This window comes from Thermostichus sp. OS-CIW-26 (assembly GCF_054058395.1).
On the sequence record NZ_JBSSAG010000016.1, the window covers coordinates 1 to 21719 of the forward strand.

At 57.5% G+C, this 21719-nt stretch carries 18 protein-coding genes; 11 read left to right on the forward strand and 7 right to left on the reverse strand.

Going from position 1 to position 21719, the window contains the following annotated elements; genetic code table 11:
- Positions 1–214: 214 nt before the first annotated feature.
- Positions 215–2491 carry a ComEC/Rec2 family competence protein gene (locus ACVW0C_RS08085; protein ID WP_457384870.1) on the reverse strand — a complete coding sequence of 759 codons (2277 nt, stop codon included), beginning with the start codon at positions 2489–2491 and terminating at the stop codon, positions 215–217.
- Positions 2492–2762: 271 nt separating this feature from the next.
- On the opposite strand from ACVW0C_RS08085, the gene cphA reads away from it, so the two are divergent.
- The 3 genes from cphA to ACVW0C_RS08100 all read left to right on the forward strand — a co-directional run bounded on the left by cphA (position 2763) and on the right by ACVW0C_RS08100 (position 6987).
- Positions 2763–5459 carry a cyanophycin synthetase gene (gene cphA / locus ACVW0C_RS08090; protein ID WP_457384871.1) on the forward strand — a complete coding sequence of 899 codons (2697 nt, stop codon included), beginning with the start codon at positions 2763–2765 and terminating at the stop codon, positions 5457–5459.
- A gap of 335 nt (positions 5460–5794) precedes the next feature.
- Entirely contained in the window at positions 5795–5995 is a 201-nt protein-coding gene (locus tag ACVW0C_RS08095; RefSeq protein WP_414330572.1) for a hypothetical protein, read from the forward strand.
- Between the two features lie 122 nt (positions 5996–6117).
- A complete protein-coding gene (locus ACVW0C_RS08100) occupies positions 6118–6987 on the forward strand; it encodes a prepilin peptidase (protein WP_457384872.1) in 870 nt (289 codons plus the stop codon).
- Positions 6988–7256: 269 nt separating this feature from the next.
- Here ACVW0C_RS08100 and ACVW0C_RS08105 read toward each other — a convergent pair whose 3' ends face one another.
- Positions 7257–7631: a DUF6883 domain-containing protein gene (locus tag ACVW0C_RS08105; protein ID WP_457384873.1), complete on the reverse strand. Its 375-nt coding sequence runs from the start codon at positions 7629–7631 to the stop codon at positions 7257–7259.
- Between the two features lie 102 nt (positions 7632–7733).
- The gene (locus ACVW0C_RS08110; RefSeq protein ID WP_457384874.1) at positions 7734–11696 is read right to left on the reverse strand and encodes a magnesium chelatase subunit H; all 3963 of its coding nucleotides are present in this window, start codon (positions 11694–11696) and stop codon (positions 7734–7736) included.
- 271 nt (positions 11697–11967) lie between these two features.
- Between ACVW0C_RS08110 and ACVW0C_RS08115 the strand changes: the two genes are divergently transcribed.
- From ACVW0C_RS08115 to ACVW0C_RS08140, 6 genes are all read left to right on the forward strand, one after another.
- Positions 11968–13104 (forward strand): Druantia anti-phage system protein DruA, encoded by a 1137-nt coding sequence (locus tag ACVW0C_RS08115; protein ID WP_414348242.1) that lies wholly within the window; start codon positions 11968–11970, stop codon positions 13102–13104.
- 17 nt (positions 13105–13121) lie between these two features.
- Complete coding sequence (locus ACVW0C_RS08120; RefSeq protein ID WP_414348239.1) at positions 13122–14270, forward strand: DNA double-strand break repair nuclease NurA; 1149 nt, start codon at positions 13122–13124, stop codon at positions 14268–14270.
- A gap of 4 nt (positions 14271–14274) precedes the next feature.
- Positions 14275–16137: an ATP-binding protein gene (locus ACVW0C_RS08125; RefSeq protein ID WP_414521760.1), complete on the forward strand. Its 1863-nt coding sequence runs from the start codon at positions 14275–14277 to the stop codon at positions 16135–16137.
- A gap of 111 nt (positions 16138–16248) precedes the next feature.
- A complete protein-coding gene (locus tag ACVW0C_RS08130) occupies positions 16249–16944 on the forward strand; it encodes a type 1 glutamine amidotransferase (RefSeq protein ID WP_414521761.1) in 696 nt (231 codons plus the stop codon).
- A 76-nt stretch (positions 16945–17020) separates the two neighbouring features.
- Positions 17021–17227, forward strand: coding sequence for a hypothetical protein (locus tag ACVW0C_RS08135; RefSeq protein WP_414381071.1), 207 nt, complete (start codon positions 17021–17023; stop codon positions 17225–17227).
- Positions 17228–17308: 81 nt separating this feature from the next.
- Positions 17309–17599 carry a nucleotidyltransferase family protein gene (locus tag ACVW0C_RS08140; RefSeq protein ID WP_011432542.1) on the forward strand — a complete coding sequence of 97 codons (291 nt, stop codon included), beginning with the start codon at positions 17309–17311 and terminating at the stop codon, positions 17597–17599.
- Positions 17600–17889: 290 nt separating this feature from the next.
- On the opposite strand, the gene ACVW0C_RS08145 is transcribed toward ACVW0C_RS08140, so the two are convergent.
- The 4 genes from ACVW0C_RS08145 to ACVW0C_RS08160 form a co-directional block, all read right to left on the reverse strand.
- On the reverse strand, positions 17890–18390 hold the full coding sequence (locus ACVW0C_RS08145; protein ID WP_011432541.1) for a low molecular weight protein-tyrosine-phosphatase: 501 nt from the start codon (positions 18388–18390) through the stop codon (positions 17890–17892).
- A gap of 137 nt (positions 18391–18527) precedes the next feature.
- Positions 18528–19106: a leucyl/phenylalanyl-tRNA--protein transferase gene (gene aat, locus ACVW0C_RS08150; RefSeq protein WP_457384896.1), complete on the reverse strand. Its 579-nt coding sequence runs from the start codon at positions 19104–19106 to the stop codon at positions 18528–18530.
- A 17-nt stretch (positions 19107–19123) separates the two neighbouring features.
- Positions 19124–19576, reverse strand: a complete 453-nt coding sequence (locus tag ACVW0C_RS08155; RefSeq protein WP_457384875.1) for a hypothetical protein — start codon at positions 19574–19576, stop codon at positions 19124–19126.
- A gap of 82 nt (positions 19577–19658) precedes the next feature.
- Positions 19659–19922, reverse strand: coding sequence for a hypothetical protein (locus ACVW0C_RS08160; RefSeq protein ID WP_414343434.1), 264 nt, complete (start codon positions 19920–19922; stop codon positions 19659–19661).
- Between the two features lie 80 nt (positions 19923–20002).
- Between ACVW0C_RS08160 and purN the strand changes: the two genes are divergently transcribed.
- Positions 20003–20665: a phosphoribosylglycinamide formyltransferase gene (gene purN, locus ACVW0C_RS08165; protein WP_457384876.1), complete on the forward strand. Its 663-nt coding sequence runs from the start codon at positions 20003–20005 to the stop codon at positions 20663–20665.
- 26 nt (positions 20666–20691) lie between these two features.
- Complete coding sequence (locus ACVW0C_RS08170; protein WP_457384877.1) at positions 20692–21495, forward strand: PIN domain-containing protein; 804 nt, start codon at positions 20692–20694, stop codon at positions 21493–21495.
- The last annotated feature ends 224 nt before the right edge of the window (positions 21496–21719 follow it).

Genomic DNA, 21719 nt, shown 5'->3' on the forward strand with positions numbered 1-21719 from the left:
ACTTGGCTCATAAGTTCATTGTACTTCATCAAAGCGCATTCCTTCCGGCAGTGACCCTACGGGTACAGTGCGGGGCTCCTGCGATTTCTAGCTGAACATGTCTAAGACATCCCCCGCCGCCTTGCCCTGCTAGCCTCTCTCCCACTTTGTTTGGGAAGCTGCAAGCTTTTTTGCTCGAATTCTACCGAGTTTGTACCCCAGACTACAGCGCTGCTCAATCCAATTGTGACCTCAAGGTTTGCACTCCCCGCCGCGACCAGCTTACCGCTCCAGACCGATCGGCTACGTAGAGGGGTCGTTGTTTCTGCCGGAACCAGGTGACCACCGTCTCGCCGACAGAGCCAGAGCTAATGCCCGCCTGCACCTGAAAGCGCTCCAACAGATCCAAAATCAGGGATCCCCCGTCCCACCACAGCCAGTCGATCTGGGCCGGCATCAGCGGGGATCCGGTTAGCTCGGCTTGCACATGGGTGCCGGCAGAGCCCAGCAGCAGCCAATGGGATCTCTCTGTTTCTAAAGTCAACACCAGGGGGTTGGTGTGGATGGCCTGTAGGCTCAACCGCTGCGACACCGGGATCCGGTCGGCAGGCTGCAACACTCGATAGGGGATCCCGGCAGCTTGCACAGCACTGAGGGAGCGCAGGTAACTTTCGGAAGCCGCATTAGCCCCTCCCCCATCCCAGAATTGCCCAATCGCGTTGGCGGGACGTACTCCTTTGGAGAAAGCCGACAGCAGGATCTCCCAGCCGCCATTGGCAGAGCCGGCGGAGGTCATGGCCACCGCCCCGTCCAGACGGCGCAAGCCCTGCTGCCGCAAAAAGGGCAACACCGTGCGTTCTGCCAAACGGGGATCCCCGCTGTTGAGCAAGAGGTGGCGCCCTTCCGCTTGAATGGCCAGGATGGGAATTCGTCCACTGGCCAAGGCGGTAATTTGGACCGGCGGCCCCGGCCACATCCTTGGACCCAGGAGGATGGCGGCCATGATCAGGGCTGTGCCCTGCCAGCGGAAGGCCTGTCGCCACCGCGGCCAAAAGGTTAGGGCCACCAGCGCCCCGTAGAGGAGCAGGCACTGGAGCAGGGAGACCCGGCCGGTGTAGTAGGAACTCAGAGGCCAGCTGGCTATCCAGCTCACCCAGTTGATTAAAGGCGTGATCAAAAACGTCAAGGGCCGGGCCAGCAGGGATCCCAGCCCTGGCCAGAGCAAAGCCCCAAACGCCACCCCGAACCCCGCCACCAGCAGCGGCAGCAACAGGATCATCAGCAGGGGATTGGCCAGCAGTGAATAGGTGGGGATGCGGCCAAAGATGGCCACCTGCAGCGGCAAAGTCCAGATCTGGGCTGCCAGCGGAACGGCCAAGGCGGTGGCCACTGCCGGGGGCAAAAAGTCCAAGCGGGAAACGATGGGAGCTGTCCCCACCAGCAGGCCCAGGGTGGCGGCGAAGCTGAGCTGAAACTCCAGGTCTGTAATCCACAGCGGCTCGTAGATTAAGAGCAAAACTGCCGCCACCAGTAGCGTCCCCAGGGGATTGAGCTTCACCTTTCCTTCCAGGCGCGGCTCCGTCAGCACCACCATGGCTGCTGCCCCCATCAGTGCTGCCCGCAACACCGAAGGGCTGAACCCCGTCAGGGCAATGTAAAGCCCCAGCACTGCCAGAATGATCCCCTGCTGCAGGCGCACCGCCAGCCGGCGCGTCAGGACAAACACCACCCCCACCAACAGCGACACATGGAACCCAGAGGCGGCCAGCGCATGGGCCATGCCGATTTCCCGGAAGGCATCCTGCAAGTCGAAATCCAATTGGGCGGCCCGGGATCCCAGCACCAAGGAAGCCAACAGATTCCCCTGCCGCTCCCCCAATCCAGCAACGAACGCCTCTCGCACCCGCCGCCGCAACACCCAGCCCCCCCAACCTCTTCCCCCCGGCTGCAGGATCACCTCACGGGCGCTGAAGCCGGCAAAAGCCCCCTGGCGCTGCAGGTAGGCTTGAAAATCAAAGCTGCCCGGGTTCAAGGCCGGACTGGGAAGGTACAGGGATCCCGTCAGGCGCACCCGTTGGTTGGGGTGGAGATCCTTGTCCTGGAGGACCTCAGGGCCGGTGGTGACGTAGAGCTTGCCGCTGACCTGGCGGGCCGTGGAGTCGGCGTTGAGCACCTGCTCTGCTCTCAGCCAAAATTGCCGCCGTTCGCTGCGGGTGGGACGAGGTTCCGAGAGGACGGTGCCCACCAAGTTCATCTGCTGCTGGGGGGCCAACAGGCTGATATCCGTCGGCCCGGGAAAAGGCTGCCGCCAACCCAGGTAACCCCAAGCCAGACACCCCACCAGCCCCATCGCCAGCCAAGTGCGGGCCAAACGCAGTCGCCGCCGACACAGCAGGGATCCCGCCAGCCCCAATCCCAGCAGGATCCCCCAGCCCCACCCGGCAGCCTGGGGCCAAGCCCGCACCAGCAGGCCCAAGATCCAGCCCAACCCCAGCAGATAGGTTCTTTCCATGTGCCGCAGACCCGTCTGCCCCCCACTGTACCGATGTGGTCAAGCGGGATCCATTGCGTTGTCTTAACCTTGCTCGCCTGCCGAAAGAATTGTACCGAAAGAATTGTATTAAAGGATACTCTTTCTCGACCTTGGCAAAGGGAGTGTAGATTAGGGCTGGTCGCGCCAGCGGGATGTAGTCCTTGGCAGTTTCCTGCGCCGGCATCCTGAAAACGACCCTAAAACGACCCTAAGTTATCTGTCCCCTTCCCCGCTGTTTCCCCTAGACCCTATGCGCATCCGATCCATCCGCGTTCTCAGTGGCCCCAACTACTGGAGCATCCGTCGTCATAAGCTGATTCAAATGCGGCTTGATCTGGAAGACTTGCAGGAGCGACCCACCAACACCATCCCGGGTTTCAAAGAAAGGTTGGAGGCCCTGTTGCCGGGACTGTGGGAACACCAGTGCTCCCGCGGCTGCTATGGGGGATTCTTGCAACGGGTGGAAGAGGGCACCCTCATGGGCCATGTGGTGGAGCATGTGGCCTTGGAACTGCAGACCCTGGCCGGCATGAAAGTGGATTTTGGCCGCACCCGCGAAACCTCCACCCCCGGCACCTACAACGTCGTGTTCGAGTATCAAGAGGCAGAGGCCGGGCGCTTTGCGGCCAAAGCTGCAGTCTACCTCTGTCAGGCTTTGGTGGATGGAGAAGACTACCGCCGCGACCTAGAACTGGACATTCAAGAGTTGCGAGAGATCCGAGAGAACGTCCGCTTCGGCCCCAGCACCCAAGCTTTGCTGGACGAGGCCGCCCTGCGCGGGATCCCCTATCTGCGCCTCAACAAGGGATCCCTGGTGCAACTGGGGTACGGCGTCTACCAAAAGCGCATCGAAGCCACCACCACTGAAAAAACCAGCATCATTGCCGCCGACCTGGCCGCCGACAAGCAGGCCACCAAAGAACTGCTGCAGGACATGGGGATCCCGGTGCCCAAGGGCTATACGGTGCGTCGCCGCAGCGAGTTGGCAGCCACCATCGAGGATGTCGGGGGCTTTCCGGTGGTGATCAAGCCCCTTAACGCCAACCACGGCAAGGGCATCACCGTCAACATCACCAGCCTGGAAGCCGCTGAGATCGCCTACGATGCCGCCAGCCAATACTCCGATGTGGTGTTGGTGGAAAAGCACCTGGTGGGGGATGACTACCGACTGCTGGTGATCAACAACAAGCTGGTGGCTGTGGCCAAACGGATCCCGGCCTATGTGGTGGGAGATGGCCGTTCCACCATTCAAGAGCTGATCGACGAAGTCAACAGGGATCCGCGACGGGGGTTTGGCCATGAAAACGTGCTGACCCAAATTAGCGTTGATGACATGACCCTGCGTGTCCTCGAAAGCAAAGGCTACACCCTGGATACGGTGCTGCCCAAAGGAGAACATTGCACCCTCAAATCCACCGCCAACCTGAGCACCGGAGGCATCGCCGTCGATTGCACCGATATCATCCATCCCTACAACGCCTTCATTGCCGAACGGGCAGCTCAGATCATCGGCCTGGATGTGGCGGGCATCGACCTCATCTGCCCGGACATTGCCCAGCCCGTCAACGAAACCGGTGGCGGCATTGTCGAGGTGAACGCTTCTCCGGGTTTGCGCATGCACCTGGCCCCCAGCGAAGGGATCCCGCGCAATGTGGCTGAGCCCATCATCGACATGCTCTTCCCCCCCGGCAGCCACACCCGCATCCCCATCCTGGCCGTCACCGGCACCAACGGCAAAACCACCACCACCCGCCTGATCGCCCACATCCTCAAAGGCATCGGCAAGCGGGTCGGCTTCACCACCACCGACGGCGTTTACATCCAAAACCATCAAATTGCCAAGGGAGACATGACCGGCCCCCACAGCGCCCGCCTGGTGCTCAGGGATCCCACCGTAGAAGTGGCGGTGCTGGAAACGGCGCGGGGCGGCATTTTGCGAGAGGGTCTGGGGTTCCCGGAATGCGATATCGGCGTGGTGCTCAACGTAACCTCAGATCACTTGGGGTTAGGGGATATCGAAACCCTGGAAGACATGGCCCGCGTCAAATCCGTCTTGGTGGAAGCGGTACACGAGCGGGGCTACGCTGTCTTGAATGCCGATGATGGTCTGGTGGCCGCCATGGCCGCCAATGTCAAGGCGACAGTGGCCTATTTCAGCATGAACCCGGAAAATCCCCTCATTCAAAAGCACATTGCTTCCGGGGGCATAGCAGCTGTCTATGAAGAGGGCCACATCTCAATTTTGAAACGGGGCTGGAAACTGCGCATAGAAGATGTAACCAAAATTCCCCTCACCCTCTCTGGCAAGGCCAGCTTCATGATCCAAAATGTGCTGGCCGCTACTTTGGCAGCCTTCCTGCACGGGGTTTCCATCGACGACATCCGCATGGCGCTGGGCACCTTCACCAGTTCTGTAGCCCAGACCCCCGGTCGCCTCAACTTGTTTGATGTAGGGGGCTACCAGGTGTTGGTGGACTATGCCCACAACCCAGCAGGTTACGAAGCCATTCAAAGTACCCTGGAGCGCTGGGATTGCCAACGAAAAATTGGGGTTATCGGCGGGCCTGGGGATCGGCGCAACAGCGACCTACGAGAGCTGGGAGTCTTGGCAGCGCGCATGTTCGACCGAGCCATTGTCAAAGAAGATGATGACCGGCGAGGACGGGAACCAGGCGAGGTGGCCGCCCTAATCCGGCAGGGTTGGGAACAGGAAAAGGCAGGGGATCGTCTGCAGGAAATCTTGGATGAGGCAACTGCTATCGAAACCGCTCTGGAGAAAGCCGAACCCGGAGACCTGGTGGTGATCTTTCCGGCGGATGTACAGCGCACCATCCAGATCATCACCCGCTTTCAAGACAAGCTCAACCCCAAACCCAGTTACCGCGGCTCTTCCTACAGCATTGGCCCAGACTTGATCTCCCCCAGCCCCGACGGCAAGCCATCTTAGGACGGCTGTCGACAACTCCCCAGTACTCCATCAGTTGCTTCCGTTCTTCGGACAGGTATTGCGATATTGAGTGGGTGGAGATGACCCATGAGTTCTCGGCAGCGATATCCTAGGTTTAGGCTTGGCGGGGGCAGGGCAGTTTGTCTCTTCTCTTAGAAAGAAGCAGGTGTTCGGCTTGAGGGATCCCCGGCTTTTCAGAAGCCTTAACCGTTCTAAAAAAGTCTGAGGGATGGCAGATAGAACTTTGGGGATCCCAAAAGGTCTAAAGACTCCGTCCCGCCGACGCGATGGGAATGTCGTTAGGGTAGTTGTGAATTTGGCAAGGAAAACAGCTCATGGACAGCGCTCTGCTTCAAGCGGCTCGCCAGATTTATCAATTTCATCTGCAGCATCGACCGGAAGTGCTGGAGCAACCTCCGCGGGGGGTAGTTATTCACCGCCGTACCCTGCGAGGGGATCTGATCTTTTCCGAGTTCCCCATCCTGCTGCCCCAGGAAACTTTTATTCCGCTGCAGCAATTGGAGCCGCTGCGGTGAGGCACAAGGAGCTACGCTGACAGAGCAGATCCTTCCTTTTTCTGCCTTTAGGGACTCCGTCCTGCCGACGCGATGGGAATGGCTGCCATGCTCGAGATTCTCCCCTACTGCACAACGCTCACATGATGTGGCTGAGCATGATGTGGCTGAGCAGCGCCGACGCCAACAGAATCTGGGAGCTGCGCCTGTTGGCCTGGGTGCTGGTACTGGTGCTGGGGGCCTGTGTGGGCAGCTTCTTGAACGTGGTGGTCTATCGCCTGCCGCAGGGTCTTTCTCTGCTCCATCCCGGATCCCATTGTCCAAGCTGCAAGACGCCGCTGGGCCCCACGGAGAACATTCCCATCCTAGGCTGGTTGTTGCTGCGCGGTCGCTGCCGCCATTGTGGAGCGCAGATTAGCTGGCGCTACCCTGCCGTTGAGGCGTTGACAATGGGCCTGTTTGCCCTCAGCATCGGCGCTTTGGGGTTTTCTGCCCAAGGGATCCTCACCTGCGTTTTGTTGAGCTGGCTGTTGGCCCTGGCACTCATCGATCTGGATACCTTTTTGCTGCCGGAGGAGCTGACCCGTTCAGGGCTGGTGGCAGGGTTTTTGGCCCGCCTGGCCTTGCCGTGGCTACAGGGATCCGGATCCCTGGCCGCTACAGGCCTGTCACTGGTGGAAGGGATTGCAGGAGCTGTGCTGGGCCTCTGGCTGCTGGAGGGCATTGGCCTCTTGGCCCGTTGGGTCTTGGGGCGGGAGGCTATGGGCGGGGGAGATGGCAAGCTGTTGGCCCTGATCGGCATGTGGTTGGGCTGGCAGGGGGTGGTGGTGGCCCTTCTTTTGGGTTCCGGGTTTGGCCTGCTGGCTAGCTTGCTGGCCATGACCAAGGGGCGGGCCCGCCTGGGAAAGCCCATCCCCTTCGGCCCCTACTTGGCTATGGGCGGAGGGGTAGCCGCTCTAGCCGGATCCCAACTGGTGGAGGGCTACCTACGCTGGGCCGGATTGGTGGGGTAGAGGGAACGTCCATTCAACATTGGATACTTCATGTTTCGGGATCTATGACTTCAAACTGATCGGGAAAAAGAATGAGATTAAAATATCGAAAACCTCCTACCAAGCTCAAATCCGGAACCGCTAAATCAACCGCATAGCCTTCAGTGGGATCTGAGTAACATTCCACAATGGATCCCTGAGTTCCAGCAGGAATAGTGGTCTCGCTGAAATACTCCTTGACATCTGCCACAGTTTTGACTCTACTGTATGGCTTGATTCTAGAAGTGGTTTTACTCATCATTGTGTACCTCTAGCCAATTGGTGACCAAACGAGGGATTAAACTTTCCTTATCAACCTGCCACACGGTCACTAAAGTGCCTTTTTTCTGATTGAGGCCCAAAATTTCAATCTTGACTCGATAGCGGCTTCCATAGGGTGTTGGAAACGGATCCCCGGCTAAGGCGCAAGGCAGAGCAGCAGTAACCTGTTGCAGAATGTGAGCAAATCTCACCCTTCTTCCCTCTGGTGTACTGACATCATAGCCAAGCTCTGCAAAGGCAATCCACTTGCCTTGATTTCCAGGATTAGCTGGATTCATAGAGTAATCAACGAACTTGGCAGGATCCACTGCTGCTTCAGAAGCCCTGGGCAAGGATCCGGCCATGGTTGCAGCTTTTGCCGACTTCACGTAAGGTCTAAGGACTCCGTCCCGCTGGCGCGAACAGTAGCCCAGACGTCTCACGCTAACCTGAAACAACCATATTAATTACTCCACCCCTTCGATTCTGTCCTCGATCTCCTGATACAGCTCCTGCAGACGCTCGATATTGGCCTGGGAAGTCTGCCAATAGCCGCGCCCATGCACCTCCAGCAGGGATCCGACAATGCGCCGGAAGGAGTGGGGGTTGAGGTTCATCAAGCGCTGCCGCATGGCCTCATCCTTGATGAAGGTCTCGTTGGTTTCTTCGTAGATCCAGTTGTCCACCGCGCCTGCCGTAGCTGACCAGCCGGAGGTGTTGACCAGCCGCTTGGCGATCTCCCGTACCCCTTCGTAGCCGTGTTTGAGCATCCCCTCATACCACTTGGGGTTGAGGAGCTTGGTGCGGGCGTCCAGACGGATGGTTTCGCTCAGGGTGCGGATCTGGGCGTTGGGCGTGGTGGTATCTGCCATGTAGGCTGAGGGGGCCTTGCCGTCGGGGCGCAGGCTCTGCACCAGCTTGGTGGGATCCGCGTCAAAGTAGTGGCTGACATCCGTCAAGCTGATCTCCGAGGAGTCCAGGTTCTGGAAGGTCACATCCACCGTCTTCAAGCTGGCTTCAAAAAGCTGCCGCATCTGCTGGTTAGGCAGATTCGAGCCAAAGGCAAAGGACTTGCGGGATAGGTACATCTCCCGCAGCTCCCTCTCGTCCTCCCAGGAGCTGTTTTCCACCGCCAGGTTGATGTTGGCGGAGTAGGAGCCAGACGCATTGGAAAAGACCCGCGTTGCCGCCTGCTCCAACGTCAGCCCCAGTTCTTCTGCCTGCTGCAAGGCGTGCTTGCGCACAAAGTTCAGCTCCGGTGGCTCCACCGCTGCGGCCGCCAGCTTCACCGCCCGGTCGATCAGGTCCATCTGGTTGACAAACAGATCCCGGAATACCCCAGAGCAGTTCACCACCACATCAATGCGGGGCCGGCCCAGTTCCTCTAAGGGGATTAACTCCACCTTGTTCACCCGCCCCAGGGCATCGGGTTTGGGTCGCACCCCCAGCAAACACAGCACCTGCGCCAGCGACTCCCCGTAGGTCTTGATGTTGTCGGTGCCCCAGAGCACCACCGAGATGGTTTCCGGGTACCGGCCACCGTTACTGCTCATCTCGCGAGCCAGCAGCCGTTCCACCACCATCTCCGCCGACTGGATGGCGGCTGCCGTGGGGATGGACTGGGGATCCAAAGCGTGGATGTTGCGCCCTGTCGGCAACACATTGGGGTTGCGGATGGGATCCCCTCCTGGCCCCGGCAAAATGTACTCCCCTTCCAAGGCCCGCAGCAGGGATCCCAGCTCATAATCTGCCGTAATTTGCTTGAGGCACTCCTCCAGAAATTCAAACAAGGGCTTCAAAAGATCCGGATCCACCTGGGGGTAGCCCGCTTCTTTTAGGACTGCCAACCAGGGGGCTTGCCGGCCCATGTTGAAAAAGTTGAGCTTGGCCACCCGCGCGACCCGGCCCTGGGCGTCGGTCTGCTCCTGCACCAGCGCCGCCACCGCCTTCTGGCAGGCCTTGTTGATGCGATCCAGCAGCTCCGTATCCGCCAGGTGCCCCCGATCTCGGTTGCGGTAGATCTCGTCGATGTCCCGGCCCAGGCTTTGGGCGAGAATGCGGGGCAGGCCGAGGATCCCTTCTTCGGGGCGGTCAATGCTGGCAATGCTCACCAGGGTGGCAATCGCCTCCTCTGCCGTGGGGGACGCTCCAATGACGTGCAGACCACAGGGCAACAGCCGCGACTCAATCTCCATCAGCTGGGCGTAGAGCTTGCCCACCACCCTGTCCCGCTCTTCCAAGCTCAACTGGGCGGCGTCCCCCTGGGGCAACTCCACATCCTTGTCCAGGTTCACCAGCCGCGCCTTGTCGCAGATGGCGTTGACGATAGCGATGCCCCGCGCCCCCTCCCGCAGGGTTTGGTAGGAGCCGATCATCTCCCGCAACTCCTGCAGCCCCTTGTAGAGGCCGGCGTTTTCTGCCGGCGGCGTCAGGTAGCTGATGGTGCAGGCGTAGCCCCGCCGCTTGGCAATAGTGGCCTCACTGGGGTTGTTGGCGGCGTAGTAGTACAGGTTGGGCAGGGATCCAATTAGATTATCCGGATAGCACTCGCCCGACATGCCGATCTGCTTGCCCGGCATAAACTCCAGGGATCCATGGGTGCCAAAGTGCAACACCGCATCCGCCCCCCAAACTTTCTCCAGGTAGGTGTAGTAGGCAGCAAAGCCGTGGTGGGGGCTGGCTGACCTGGAAAAAAGCAGCCGCATGGGATCCCCTTCATAGCCGAAGGTGGGCTGCACCCCGATGAACACATTGCCAAAGTGCTTGCCGTAGATCAACAGATTTTGCCCGTCGGTGTTCAGGTGCCCCGGCGCTGGCCCCCAGTATTGCTCGATGGCTTTCACGTAGGGTGTCAGCGCCTCGTATTCCCGCACCGACAGTTTGGCGGCCACATTCAGCTCCGGGCTGGCGTACTGGGCCTGGGGATCGTGCAGGATGGACTCCATCAGCTCCTGCGGGGTTTTGGGCAGCTCGGGGCCGAGGTCATAGCCGTTGTGGGCCAGGGCCTGCATCACTCGGTGAATAGAGGCAAATACATCCAAGTAGGCTGCTGTCCCCACATTGCCTTTGTCCGGTGGGAAGCTGAAGACGGTGATGGCGATCTTCTTCTCCAGCTTGGGCTTGCGCCGCAAATTGGCCCATTTAATGGCCCGCGCCGCGATCAGCTCGATCCGATCCTGCATTGCGTGAGCTTTGCCGGTGGCCGCGTCCCGCCCTGAGAGGATGATGGGATCAATGGCCCCGTCCAGCTCGGGAATGGCAATCTGCAGAGCCACCTGCACCGGGTGCAGCCCCAGGTCGCTGGCAGCCCATTCCTCCGTCGATTGAAACACCAAGGGCAGCGCCACCATGTAGGGGCGATTCAGCCGTTGCAGCGCTTCCACCGCCTTGGGGTGATCCTGCCGCGCCGGCCCTCCCACCAGGGCAAACCCGGTTAGCGACACGACCACATCCACAATGGGCGCTGTCTTCTGCGCGTTCCAGAAAAACTCGTTCACTGGCTTGGAGAAATCTAGACCCCCGGCAAACACCGGCACCACTCGCGCCCCGCGCGACTCCAGCTCTTGCACCATGGCCACGTAGTGGGCATCATCCCCCGTCACCAGGTGGGTGCGCTGCAACACCAACCCCACGCAGGGAGCCAAGGGATCCTTCACGTCCTGCGGCAGATCCTCGCGGGCGTTGTACCAATCCAAATACTCCGCCAGACTGGCAAACATCTGCGGCGCCAAGGGGTGCCAGATGCCCATCTCCAAGTAGGTGACCGGCTCGGCAAAGGAGAGCTGCCCCCGCATCCCCGGCAGGTAGCGATCCGCCAGCATCAGCAAAAAGTTCTCCAGGTTCTCGCGGGATCCCCCCAGCCAATACTGAAAGCTGAGCATGAAGTTGCGGGCATCCTGCGCCTTGTCGAAGGGCAGATACTTCAGCACCTTGGGCAGGGTCTGCAGCAGCTTCAACATCCCCTCCTGGAAGTTGGATCCCTGCTGGCGCTTGCGCATAAACTGGGCGATGGCGCTCTTGGACTGGCCTAGCTGCGCCATGGAAAAGGATCCCATCTTGTTCAGGCGCATCACCTCCGGCATGGAGGGAAACACCACCACCGCATCCAGCCGTTCCCGCAGGGGTTCTACCGCCTGCACCACCTTCTGGGCAATGTCCTCGATGAAGATCAAGGATCCAATAAAGACATTGGCCGTCTCCAGATCCCGCTGGAAAGCCTCATACCCCGAGGGATCCCGCAGCTCCTCCACCAAGTACCCCGACAGCTCCACCGCCAGCTTAGGGTTGTGGGCATTGATGCGCTGCACCGCCGCCGTCAGGGCGCTCTGATACTGCGGCTCCAACACCACGTACACCACCTTCATCAAGCGGCGATCCCCCACCTCAGCAGGGGCAACGTGGCGGGTGATGGGCTTAACCAGAGTAAACATGCGGTCGCTCTCCGTCCGGTGATGCAAACAGCCTACGGGTAAGCATTATCCCTTATGACCTGTTTCCCGTTCTACCCGAGAAACGGATCCCTGCTGGGGGCACGGAGGCAAGGCTGTAACAATTCGAAATAACCTTTGAGCCTCTGTAAGGGCAGAGGGATCTGATCACTCTGTGGGAGCCTTTCACGTTACCCTTAGCAAGGGAGCAGTGCAGTACGTTGTCTACGTTAAGGCTGCAGAGGATTGTTGAAGCAGAAGAGAATCGGCCAGGGTGAGTGAAGCGGAGTTAGCAGAACTTGTTTTGACTAAGCTTAAAGAAGCTGGGTTCGTAGTAACAGATGAAGGTAAGCTATGCCCTTCTGTCCTTGGTAAGGAGAGCTTGCGGCGGGTACACAGGCCTGCTCTTCAGTTAGAAATCGCTAACCGGCAAGATTGGCTTCGCCAATATCTTCCTAAATACCTCACCTTCTTCGCAGACGGTAACGAGATTATACCTGAGCGCATTGATCCGGTTTTAGTTGAGGTTACCAAACAGCAGCACCATGACCTCTTCCGCATAGCTCGGCTACTCTGGTCTATCCCGTTCTCCAAGGGATATGGGCGCCGCTCCCGGTTTCTAATCATAGACAAAGCTAATGACAAGCTGATCGGTCTGTTAGCTCTGCAGTCCCCGCCTCTTAGTTTTCCAGCTCGCGATCGTCTGTTTTGCTACCCCCCTGGCAAAAAAACGGAGATGGTTAACCAGACAATGGATATTCAAACTTTGGGCGCTGTGCCACCATATAACCGTCTCCTAGGTGGAAAACTGGTAGCGTTGGCAGCAGCGTCAAATGAGGTTCGACAAGCCTACTGGCACAAATACCTGGGTCGTGTGACTGAAATCGAACAGCGCATCCTAAAACCTCACCTAGTTGCACTTACAACCACAAGTGCTTTTGGAAGAAGTAGCCTGTATAACCGCCTGAGTTACAAAGGAATTCTTGTAGCTAAGTCTATTGGCTATACCGAAGGATACGGAGCTTTTCACCTAGCGGAACTTTACCCACTATTCCGAGAGTTTTTAGAAAACCAAGGCATTTCGACTCGCGGTGGCTTTGGTAGTGGGCCAAGGCGGAAATGGCAAATAATAGTGAAAGCCCTCAGACGGCTAGGTCTTTCAGATCAGCTCCTCTACCATGGCGTAAAGCGGGAAGTGTTTCTGTTTCGCCTGGTGGACAATCTGGAAGCATACATGGAAGGCCGTGACACTGAACCAATCTATCGCAATTTGCCATTCTCGGAACTGGTCGCCTGGTGGCGGGAGCGCTGGCTGCTGCCGCGAGCAGGGCGAGTGGATGGATGGCGGGCTTGGCGCAAAGAGGAAATCAAGAATATACTTCTGATGGAACAGAATAAGGCCACAGAGTAAAGATGGAGTAATTTGTAATGGAATCTGGAGAGCGTCCCTTTGGCGAACTTCCTGCTGCTTTAGTTGATGAGGTTCTCAAACGCACAGCGGATCTTGGTCAGAAACTGCTGGATAATTTTGAGCAAGTACGCACTCGTCGCGAGGAATGGCGAGAGGGCCTCAAGAGAGCAGGCTTGCTTCATCGCGATGCCGAGGTTCCCTATACGTCTGTTCCAACAACCTGCGGTGTAGATGGTTCCTATGCTGTTGAGCGATTGTTAGCCAGCGACCTGATTGCAGCAGCTGCTGTGGCTGTCGAAGGCTTGACGCCACCTTCAGAAACGCGCTACTGGCCCGAACCTCGCCACCGAATTTGGATAGAGACGGAGGCGCACGAAGCCGAAACGGGCACCATCCTGCGTGCTCTGATGATCGGTATGGAGTTAGAACTGGCAGCACAAGCGCCGCACGAGGTTGTCTTTATAGATGGCTCTCTCACGACCCCTCTCATTTACTTTAATCAGGCGCTGAACAAGAGTCAGGATGCTTTACATTTGCATACGACGGCCCGCTTTCTTGGGGGCGTGCTCTCGTTCCTGGAAGCTTACCGAACAGTATTGGCCTCAGCTCGAAGCGACCGTTGCTGGGTAGCGATACCCAAATATACGACAAGACGGGAAATTGGCCAGAAAATGGGCTGGCCTGATACCCACGACGATCGCGGACTTCTAAGTTTTGTGCTGGAGCCGGGTGAATACACAGGCCCTATGGTTCTCCAACAGCCTTCTCAACCCTGGCACTTGAATCTGGATCCACTCGCATCTAATCTCAAGCAAGAAGCAGAAGGCGTAACAAGGGAGATTGTTGCTCTACTGGGTGAAATCCGGGTCGTTTATTATCGTCCTTATCCCTGGCTTCCCGCTCTTCGAGTGGAGATGAACCCGAAGGTATCTGAAAATCGGGCGCGCCTGGCCACAGTGCTCCATGGCATTCGTCATCAATGCGGTACACCGGCGGTCATGGAGCCCTACCCCCTCTACATGGCGGATCGTATGGTCAAGCACTTGCCCAAGGCCATCCCTACGTTTCGGCAGGTTACCAGCCAGCATATCGCTGAGACGTATTTGGGGGACGTTAGTGAGGTTTTTCTAGGCCTGCATGGTTATCGCACCGAGTCAGGAGTCTGATCCTATGCCAACGAATAATCTTGATCAGCTTGTGGATGCAGCGGAACGGATTGGCGTGGTGGGGTCACCATCCTCTACCAGTGAATTGGCGCTGGACATCTTGGCCGGAGCCGTCAGCAAGAAGCTTGTGGGGGAACTGGCCCTGTTTCGCTATTACCAGGATGGGCTTTCTCATTATGCTTTGGGACAGATTACTGAGGTGAAACTGCGCAATGTCTGGCACGAAGACCCCACCATGCGCAGCCTGATTCGTCAGCGTGGGCGGGTGGATACAGTCAGCGAACGCCAGGATACCCATACAGGGGAGATGACGATCAGCGCCGTCTTCTCTGCTGAATCCAATGGCTACCGTCCCAGTATCCTGGGCACTGTCCCGGCTACAGGCACGCCCATTCATCTTGTCAATGATGCCGTTTTATCCGAATTGCTCTCGCCCTATCGTGACCAGCTTTTCTACCTGGGGCATGTCTATGGCTCAAAACCGCTTTTGCCCCTTTGGTTCAAACATTTCGACACTGGTCCCCAGGGTGCTGGCGAAGCCTACCATCTGGGCATTTTTGGCAAAACCGGTTCTGGAAAGTCGGTGCTGGCTAAGATGATCCTGCTGGCCTATGCCCGCTATCCCGGGATGGCACTCCTGGTCATTGATCCGCAGGGTGAATTTGCTAAAGAGGCGAGAGGTGAGGCAGTTCCAGGCGCATTCCAGTTGCGAATGAAAGAAGTCCTGGACAGGCTTGGAAAGCCGACCAATGTGCATAGCGTGAGGAATTTGGTGCTGGACCGGTGGAACTTGTTTGAACAGATCCTCTTGGAGTCAGGATTCTTTCAGCGGCTTGGCGTTAAAGCAGTCGAAAACCAGCGTCAGGCCGCAGAGGCCATAAGTGAGCAGTTGCAGAAAGACAGTGTACATCTTGCCGAGTTACACAAACGTGAGAGTTTCGATAAAGCGTGGGGATATTTGCAGGAAGAGCGTATTCAGGTGCGATTTTATGGTTCGAAGGAGGCTAGGGAACGAGTCCGTCAGCAGATGGCTGGTGCCAATCAGAATGACCTATATCAGACAATTTGGCTTCCTGTTACGCAACTGTTTCGTGAAGATCGATCAGGAGCACAGAAAGTAGAGCAGCTGTTGGCCAGCCTGTTTAACTCTGATCGAAATCAGCGGCCTCTCGTCGTGATAGACTTGTCTATAGAACAGGCAACTCAAACTGCTGCGAGTTGGAATACGCTCCCCCTTTTTGGTGGAGATCAATCCCAGCCGCAGAGTACTCCCTTGTTCTGGAATGAGACGATACAAGCGCTGGTGATCAAACGGCTATTGGAAGGTATTCGCACAGCGGCAGAATATGCCTATCGGCAAAGCCAAGGTCTCAACACACTGGTGCTGATAGATGAAGCTCACCGCCTTGCACCCCGTGAAGAACCTGAGAGTGAAGAGAAGAAAGCTGTACGGGGCATCTTGATTGATGCGGCACGCACCACTCGTAAGTACGGAGTAGGCTGGCTATTCATTAGCCAGACCCTATCCAGTCTGCACCGAGAGATTTTGGAGCAGCTGCGCATCCTTTTCTTTGGCTTCGGCTTAGGTATGGGAGCTGAATTCAAGACATTGAGTGAGCTAGTAGGTGGGCGTAGCAAAGCCCTTGATCTCTATCAGCTATTCCGTGACCCACACTCGTCCTTTGACACTGAAAGCCGAGAGTACTCATTTATGACCATTGGCCCAGTTTCTCCTCTCTCGTTTGCGGGTACACCGTTGTTCTTCAACGCTTTTAGCAATGCCGACGAGTTTTTAAGGGTCAACTTTAGTAGTGTAAAGAGCACGATGAAGTTAAGGGGATCCATCAACTACCTCCAAGTACACTAAGAAATCCAGCCCCCGGAAACGTGACTGCCTGATTCTAGAAGCAGTGACAGCGAGGCAGCCTGGCAAGCCACGGGGGCTATGCTAGGCCGGGAGGTTAGTCTTGAAGCTGAGATGCGCGCTCACTACCTGCAACATGTGCCGTTTGAGGGTCTTGGCTACATAGAGTCTTGGCTTGGAGCCAAGGGATACCCTGTAACAGGCACAAGGTTCTTTGAATCGACGAGATTGCCGAGCCTGGATGAATTTGACATGCTCATCGTCATGGGTGGCCCTATGAGTGCCAATGACGAAAGCACGTTTCCTTGGCTGGTCCAGGAGAAAGAGTTCATCCGCAATGCTATCGAGGCTGGCAAGTCTATTTTGGGCATCTGCCTGGGGGCGCAACTGATTGCCAGCGCAATGGGGGCTCGGGTGTTTCCAAATCCCGTTAAGGAAATAGGCTGGTGGCCGGTGCAAGGGATCCAACCGGCTAACGAGCTGGCCTTTCGCTTCCCGCCTTCGATTGAGGTTTTTCACTGGCACGGGGAAACCTTCGAGCTGCCCCCTGGTGCAATTCACCTTGCCAAGAGCGAAGGCTGTGAGAACCAGGCCTTTCAGCTTGGACGCTCAGTGATCGGCCTCCAGTTTCACTTGGAAACCACGCCAGAATTGGTGCAAGGGCTTGTCTCCCACTGCCGCAACGAACTGTTGCCATCTACCTATGTGCAGTCGGAAGCAGAGATCCTCTCAGCCTCCCCTGAGAAGTACCAAGCCATAAACCGTCTAATGGGCGAGGTTCTCTCCTTTCTCTGTCGCTCCGATCCCTAGGCCCCGCGCTGCGCTCTAGAGAGCGGCCAAAGCCGTAAGATGCAGATCTGCAAGCCAAAGTTCCAAGAGGATAGACGTGGGCCATCAGGTTTTGGGACTGGGGATCGCGGGTTGGTCGGCTGCACGGCTGCTGCGGGCCCAGGGAAAAGAGGTGTGGGTCTGGGACGAGCAGGATTCGGAGCTCTTGCGGCAACGGCAGGCGGAGCTGGAACGGGAAGGGATCCCTGTCCTCTGCAAGGTGTGCCTCGGCTCAACTGTGCCTGCGACCTGCAAAGCGTTATGAATCTTTGTTTGAGTCGTAATTGAGAGGAAATAGGTGAGCTATAATTCCTAATGGACTTTTCTTTTCATTGCAGGTTGGGTAATGCAAAAACAGGAAGTCCTTACATTACTGGCAAATCACCAGAACACTCTGAAGGACTTTGGCGTAAAGTCTCTAATGCTCTTTGGTTCAGTAGCAAGGGATGAAGCGCAAACAGACAGTGATATCGATCTGCTAGTAGAGTTTGACCGTCCAGTTGGATTGTTCACTTTTGCACGCTTGAAACGATATCTAGAGGAAATTTTAGAGAGTCCGGTTGATCTAGGTACGCCTGACTCCCTCAAGCCCTATCTGCAAGAATCCGTTCTCCGGGAGGTGGTTCGTGCCTTCTAGAGATTGGCAGAACAGAGTAAGATCGGAAATAGAGGCAATTAAGTTAGATGAGGATCCCTCTGGGCCAGGATATATGGTTGTTTCAGACTGCAGGAAAGCAACTTGGGGATCCCAGGTTCCCCTAGTCTGCTTTGGGAGACAGATAAGGGGTATGTTTGTGTTGGCCGGTTAGAGATCGAAGGCAGGGCAAATGTCCCAGACTTATTCGGAATGACTATCGCAAACGGAGCTATTGTACTGGCTACCGTCTCATCGCCATTTGAATTAACTTTAAATAAACACACAAGCTCTCAAGCACGGGGGGGCAACGGTGGGCATTGGATCCCGGGAACCAGGGATTCCAGCAAGCCGCTACAGGCATCCCAGAGCAGCTCGATCACGTAATGGAATCCAGCCTCACCCCCGTAGTAGGGATCCGGAACTTCTTCGTCAGAATGAGAGCGGCAATAGCTGCACATCAGGCGCACTTTCTCGGCATATTTTCCCTGGGGATCCAAGCTGAGAATGTCGCGGTAATTTTGTCGATCCATAGCCAGGATCAGGTCAAACTCGCGCAGGTCGGCAGGTCGAATCTGGCGGGCCTTGCCTTGTAGCTCTAGGCCATAGCATCGGGCTGCTTGTTGCATGCGCCTATCTGGGGGGCTGCCGATGTGATAGGCTGCCGTACCTGCTGAGTCGCAGATAATTGCTTCCTTATGGCCGCTGCTGCGCAAAAGGTGATTGGTGATGCCCTCAGCAGTGGGAGAGCGACAGATGTTACCCAGACAGACAAACAGAAGCTTTTGGCTCATGGCAACCTCCCCATCGGATCCCATGTGTGGGCCCACCACAGGATGTATCCGCCTGCAACAGCGGGACGGATTCCCTTTCTATTTTCCACCAAGAGCCGCTGCAATGTTTTGCCGGCGGCTATCGTAACATTGCAGATTTAATTGAACCGACAAGGGATCCCCAGGCACTGCTGCAATAGCTTCAGGTACTCTTGTCCATCCATGAGAAAAGCACCAAAACGGGCCAGGTGCGGGTTCATCAACTGAGCGTCGAAGAGGCGAAAGCCCCGCTCCCGTAAGTGCTCCACCAACTTCACCAAGGCCACCTTCGAGCCGTTGGGGATGCGGTAGAACATCGACTCGCCGATAAACGCCGCTCCAAGGGCAATACCCAGGATCCCGCCTGCCAAGGTCTCTCCCTGCCAGGTTTCAAAGCTGTGGGCAAAGCCAGACCGGTGCAGAGCTGCGTAAATCTGCTTCAGCTCGGGGCTAATCCAGGTTTGGGGACGAGCGGCACAGCCCTCTACCACCTGCTCAAAAGCGCAGTTCAGCCGCACCTGAAAGCGACCGCTGCGCACCAAGGGCCGCAACGAACGGGGGCAGTGAAATCGCTCATCGAGGGGGATCACCGCGTGCCGGTCGGTGCCGTACCAGGCCAGGGATCCCGTCTCTTCGTCGGCCATCAGAAAGTAGCCTTGGGCATAGCCTGACAAAATGGTGGCCAGATCCACCTGCATTGCCTCAGTTGCGCTCCTCAAGATTGCCATTCTGCAGAGAGGCTGGCAAAATCCCCCCCATTGGCCCTGGGGTGACAATCCACACAGCCGCTCACCCGCACAGGAGTGGGAAACTCCACTTGCAGATGCAGGGCACGGAAATAGCGAGAATCTGCCAAGCGATAGGGCACCTGTTCCCCCTGTCGCAGGGGCCGGGAGTTGGGCCGCAAATAGCCCCAGGCCAGTTGTAAAGCCACGCCGCTCAGGGGCTGGATCTGCTGGCCATAGTGGTTGGGATCCTGCAGCAGCCGTCGCCAGGTTTCAGTGGGCAACACTTGGGCGGGCAACGCCACATGGCAACTGCCACAACTGCGCACATATTGAGCTTGCTCCAGTTGGGCTTGAGTCAGGCCCTGCTGCGCTTGTGCTCCCAGGTTCTGCGCTGATCCCGCCAGCAGGGATCCCATAAACCCGGCCAGGATGACTACCATGCTGCAAATCCAAAACCGCCGGCGTCGTCCTTGCAAAGGAGCCATGCTCTCACACCCACTGCCCATGCTTTCCCACTCTAGATCAGGTGGCCGCTCGCCACAGTGGGACGGAGTCCATAAGATCCGGCCTCAATTGTTGGGATCGGCTGGGTCTACGCTCAATGGCGCGGGTGCGCTCGTCAAAGCGGTCTAGGGCTTCTCGAAAATACTGGCCCAGCATTGCTTGACCTTCTCGAATTTCGGCAATCAACACCTCGTGATTCTGAACAACTCGGTTCAAAGCTTCCAAACCTTGGGACAGGCTGGCTGCGGTTTGAATCGACAAGCTTTCCTGCTCAGGGGTCATCTTGCTCTTGCTCCTGGGGATCGCCCTTGCGGTGGGATAGTTCATAATAGCGGGGCTGCAGACTTTCCCACCAAACGCTCATGAACTCGCCCAGCTTACTCTGGCCGGATCCCGACGGGATCCCAGCGCCCTCTCAACCGGGGATCCTTGGCATTTTGGCTTCCGGCAATGGCAGCAATTTCGAAGCTATTGCCCAAGCCATTGAGGCTGGGGAACTGCAGGCCCAGATTGCTGTGGTCATCACCAACAATCCCAAAGCTTATGTGCGGCAGCGGGCCCAAAAGCGAGGGATCCCTTGCGTCTTGCTCGACCACCGAGACTACCCCCGTCGCGAAGACCTGGATGCAGCTATCCTCCAAGTGCTCTGGCAGCATCACGTGGAATGGGTGATCATGGCCGGGTGGATGCGCCTGGTTACCCAGGTGTTGTTGTCTGCCTACCCGGATCGCGTCCTGAACCTGCATCCCAGCCTGCTGCCCAGTTTCAAGGGCCTGCGTGCCGTTGAACAAGCCCTGAAGTGCGGCGTGAAAATTGCCGGCTGCACCGTTCATCGGGTCACCCTGGAAATGGACAGTGGCCCCATCGTGGCCCAAGCAGCCGTGCCGGTTCTGCCCGAAGATACCGTGGAATCCCTTTACCGGCGCATCCAGGCCCAGGAGCACCGCCTCTACCCGCTGGCCATCCGCCTCTGCCTGGCAGAGGGATCCCTGCTACCCAAGTCTTCGGGGAAGCTGCACAATTGAGGTTAAGTCCAGCGCTGGCATGTTCTATGGCCGAGATCCCGCCTCTCCTCGTCTTCGATAGCCCGGTGATCCTGGCCGGTCGTCTGGCTCTATGGCAGGAGTGGGCACGGTTTGGGGTGTGTGTGCTGCCACAGGCAGTGATGGCCGAGCTAGAACGCCTGAGCCGGCAGGCTATTGATCCCCAAGAAGAATCGACAGCCCGCGAGTTTTTGCGCCACTGGCCCAGCCTGGGGTTTGCCGTCTCAGAAGCCCGTGCCTTGGTGGGTGGCGCCGGTGCCGGCGATCAGTCCATGAGGGTACGTTTGGAAGAAGCGATTGCCGAATGCGCCTATGCCCTGGCCCAGCAGCAGCCGGGAACGCTGGTGGTTTTGGTCAGCAACGACCGGCCTTTGGTGGGGCGAATTCAGGGTCTGGGTCTCAACAACCTCTGTGCCATCTCTCTGGCAGAGCTGAACCGGTGGATGCGTCAGCAGCAGCGCCCTCAGGCTGTGGTTATGGCTTTGAATCGGTTACCAGGGCCACCCATTCCTGCCGCCCAGTTGACGTCCTCTACCCTCGCTCCACCTGCCCGTCCCTTGAGTTCCTCTCCAGCTTCCGGGAACCCCCCCGCCCAGGCGCGGCAGCGGTCTGGAGCTGCTCAGGTGGGGCCGAGCACAGCCCGCCTCTGGCCCTTTTTGAAAAGCCTACAGAATGCCCTTGCGTTGTTGCTGGCCCTGGTTTTCCTCTCGGCAACCGGGTTGCTGGCCTGGCGCCTGCTCGATCCAGAAGGAAGTGAAGGGATCTGGCAGCGGCTACCTCTCTCTTGGATCCCTTGGATTCGGGATCTATAGCCAGTTATTCCGAACCAACTTAAGACCCTTTCCGGTCTTCAGCCGGCCGCAGTCATTTTATAGTCGTTTCAGTTATTTCAGGTTAGGGTGAGACTCCTGGGCTGCTGATCGCGCCAGCGGGACGGAGTCCTTGAAAAGCCCTCTGGCCCTGTGCATTTAACGTTTGTTTTAGTGTTGTTTTAGGTGTGAGTGCAGTGTCCTAGTTGGAATGAAACGACCGTAAT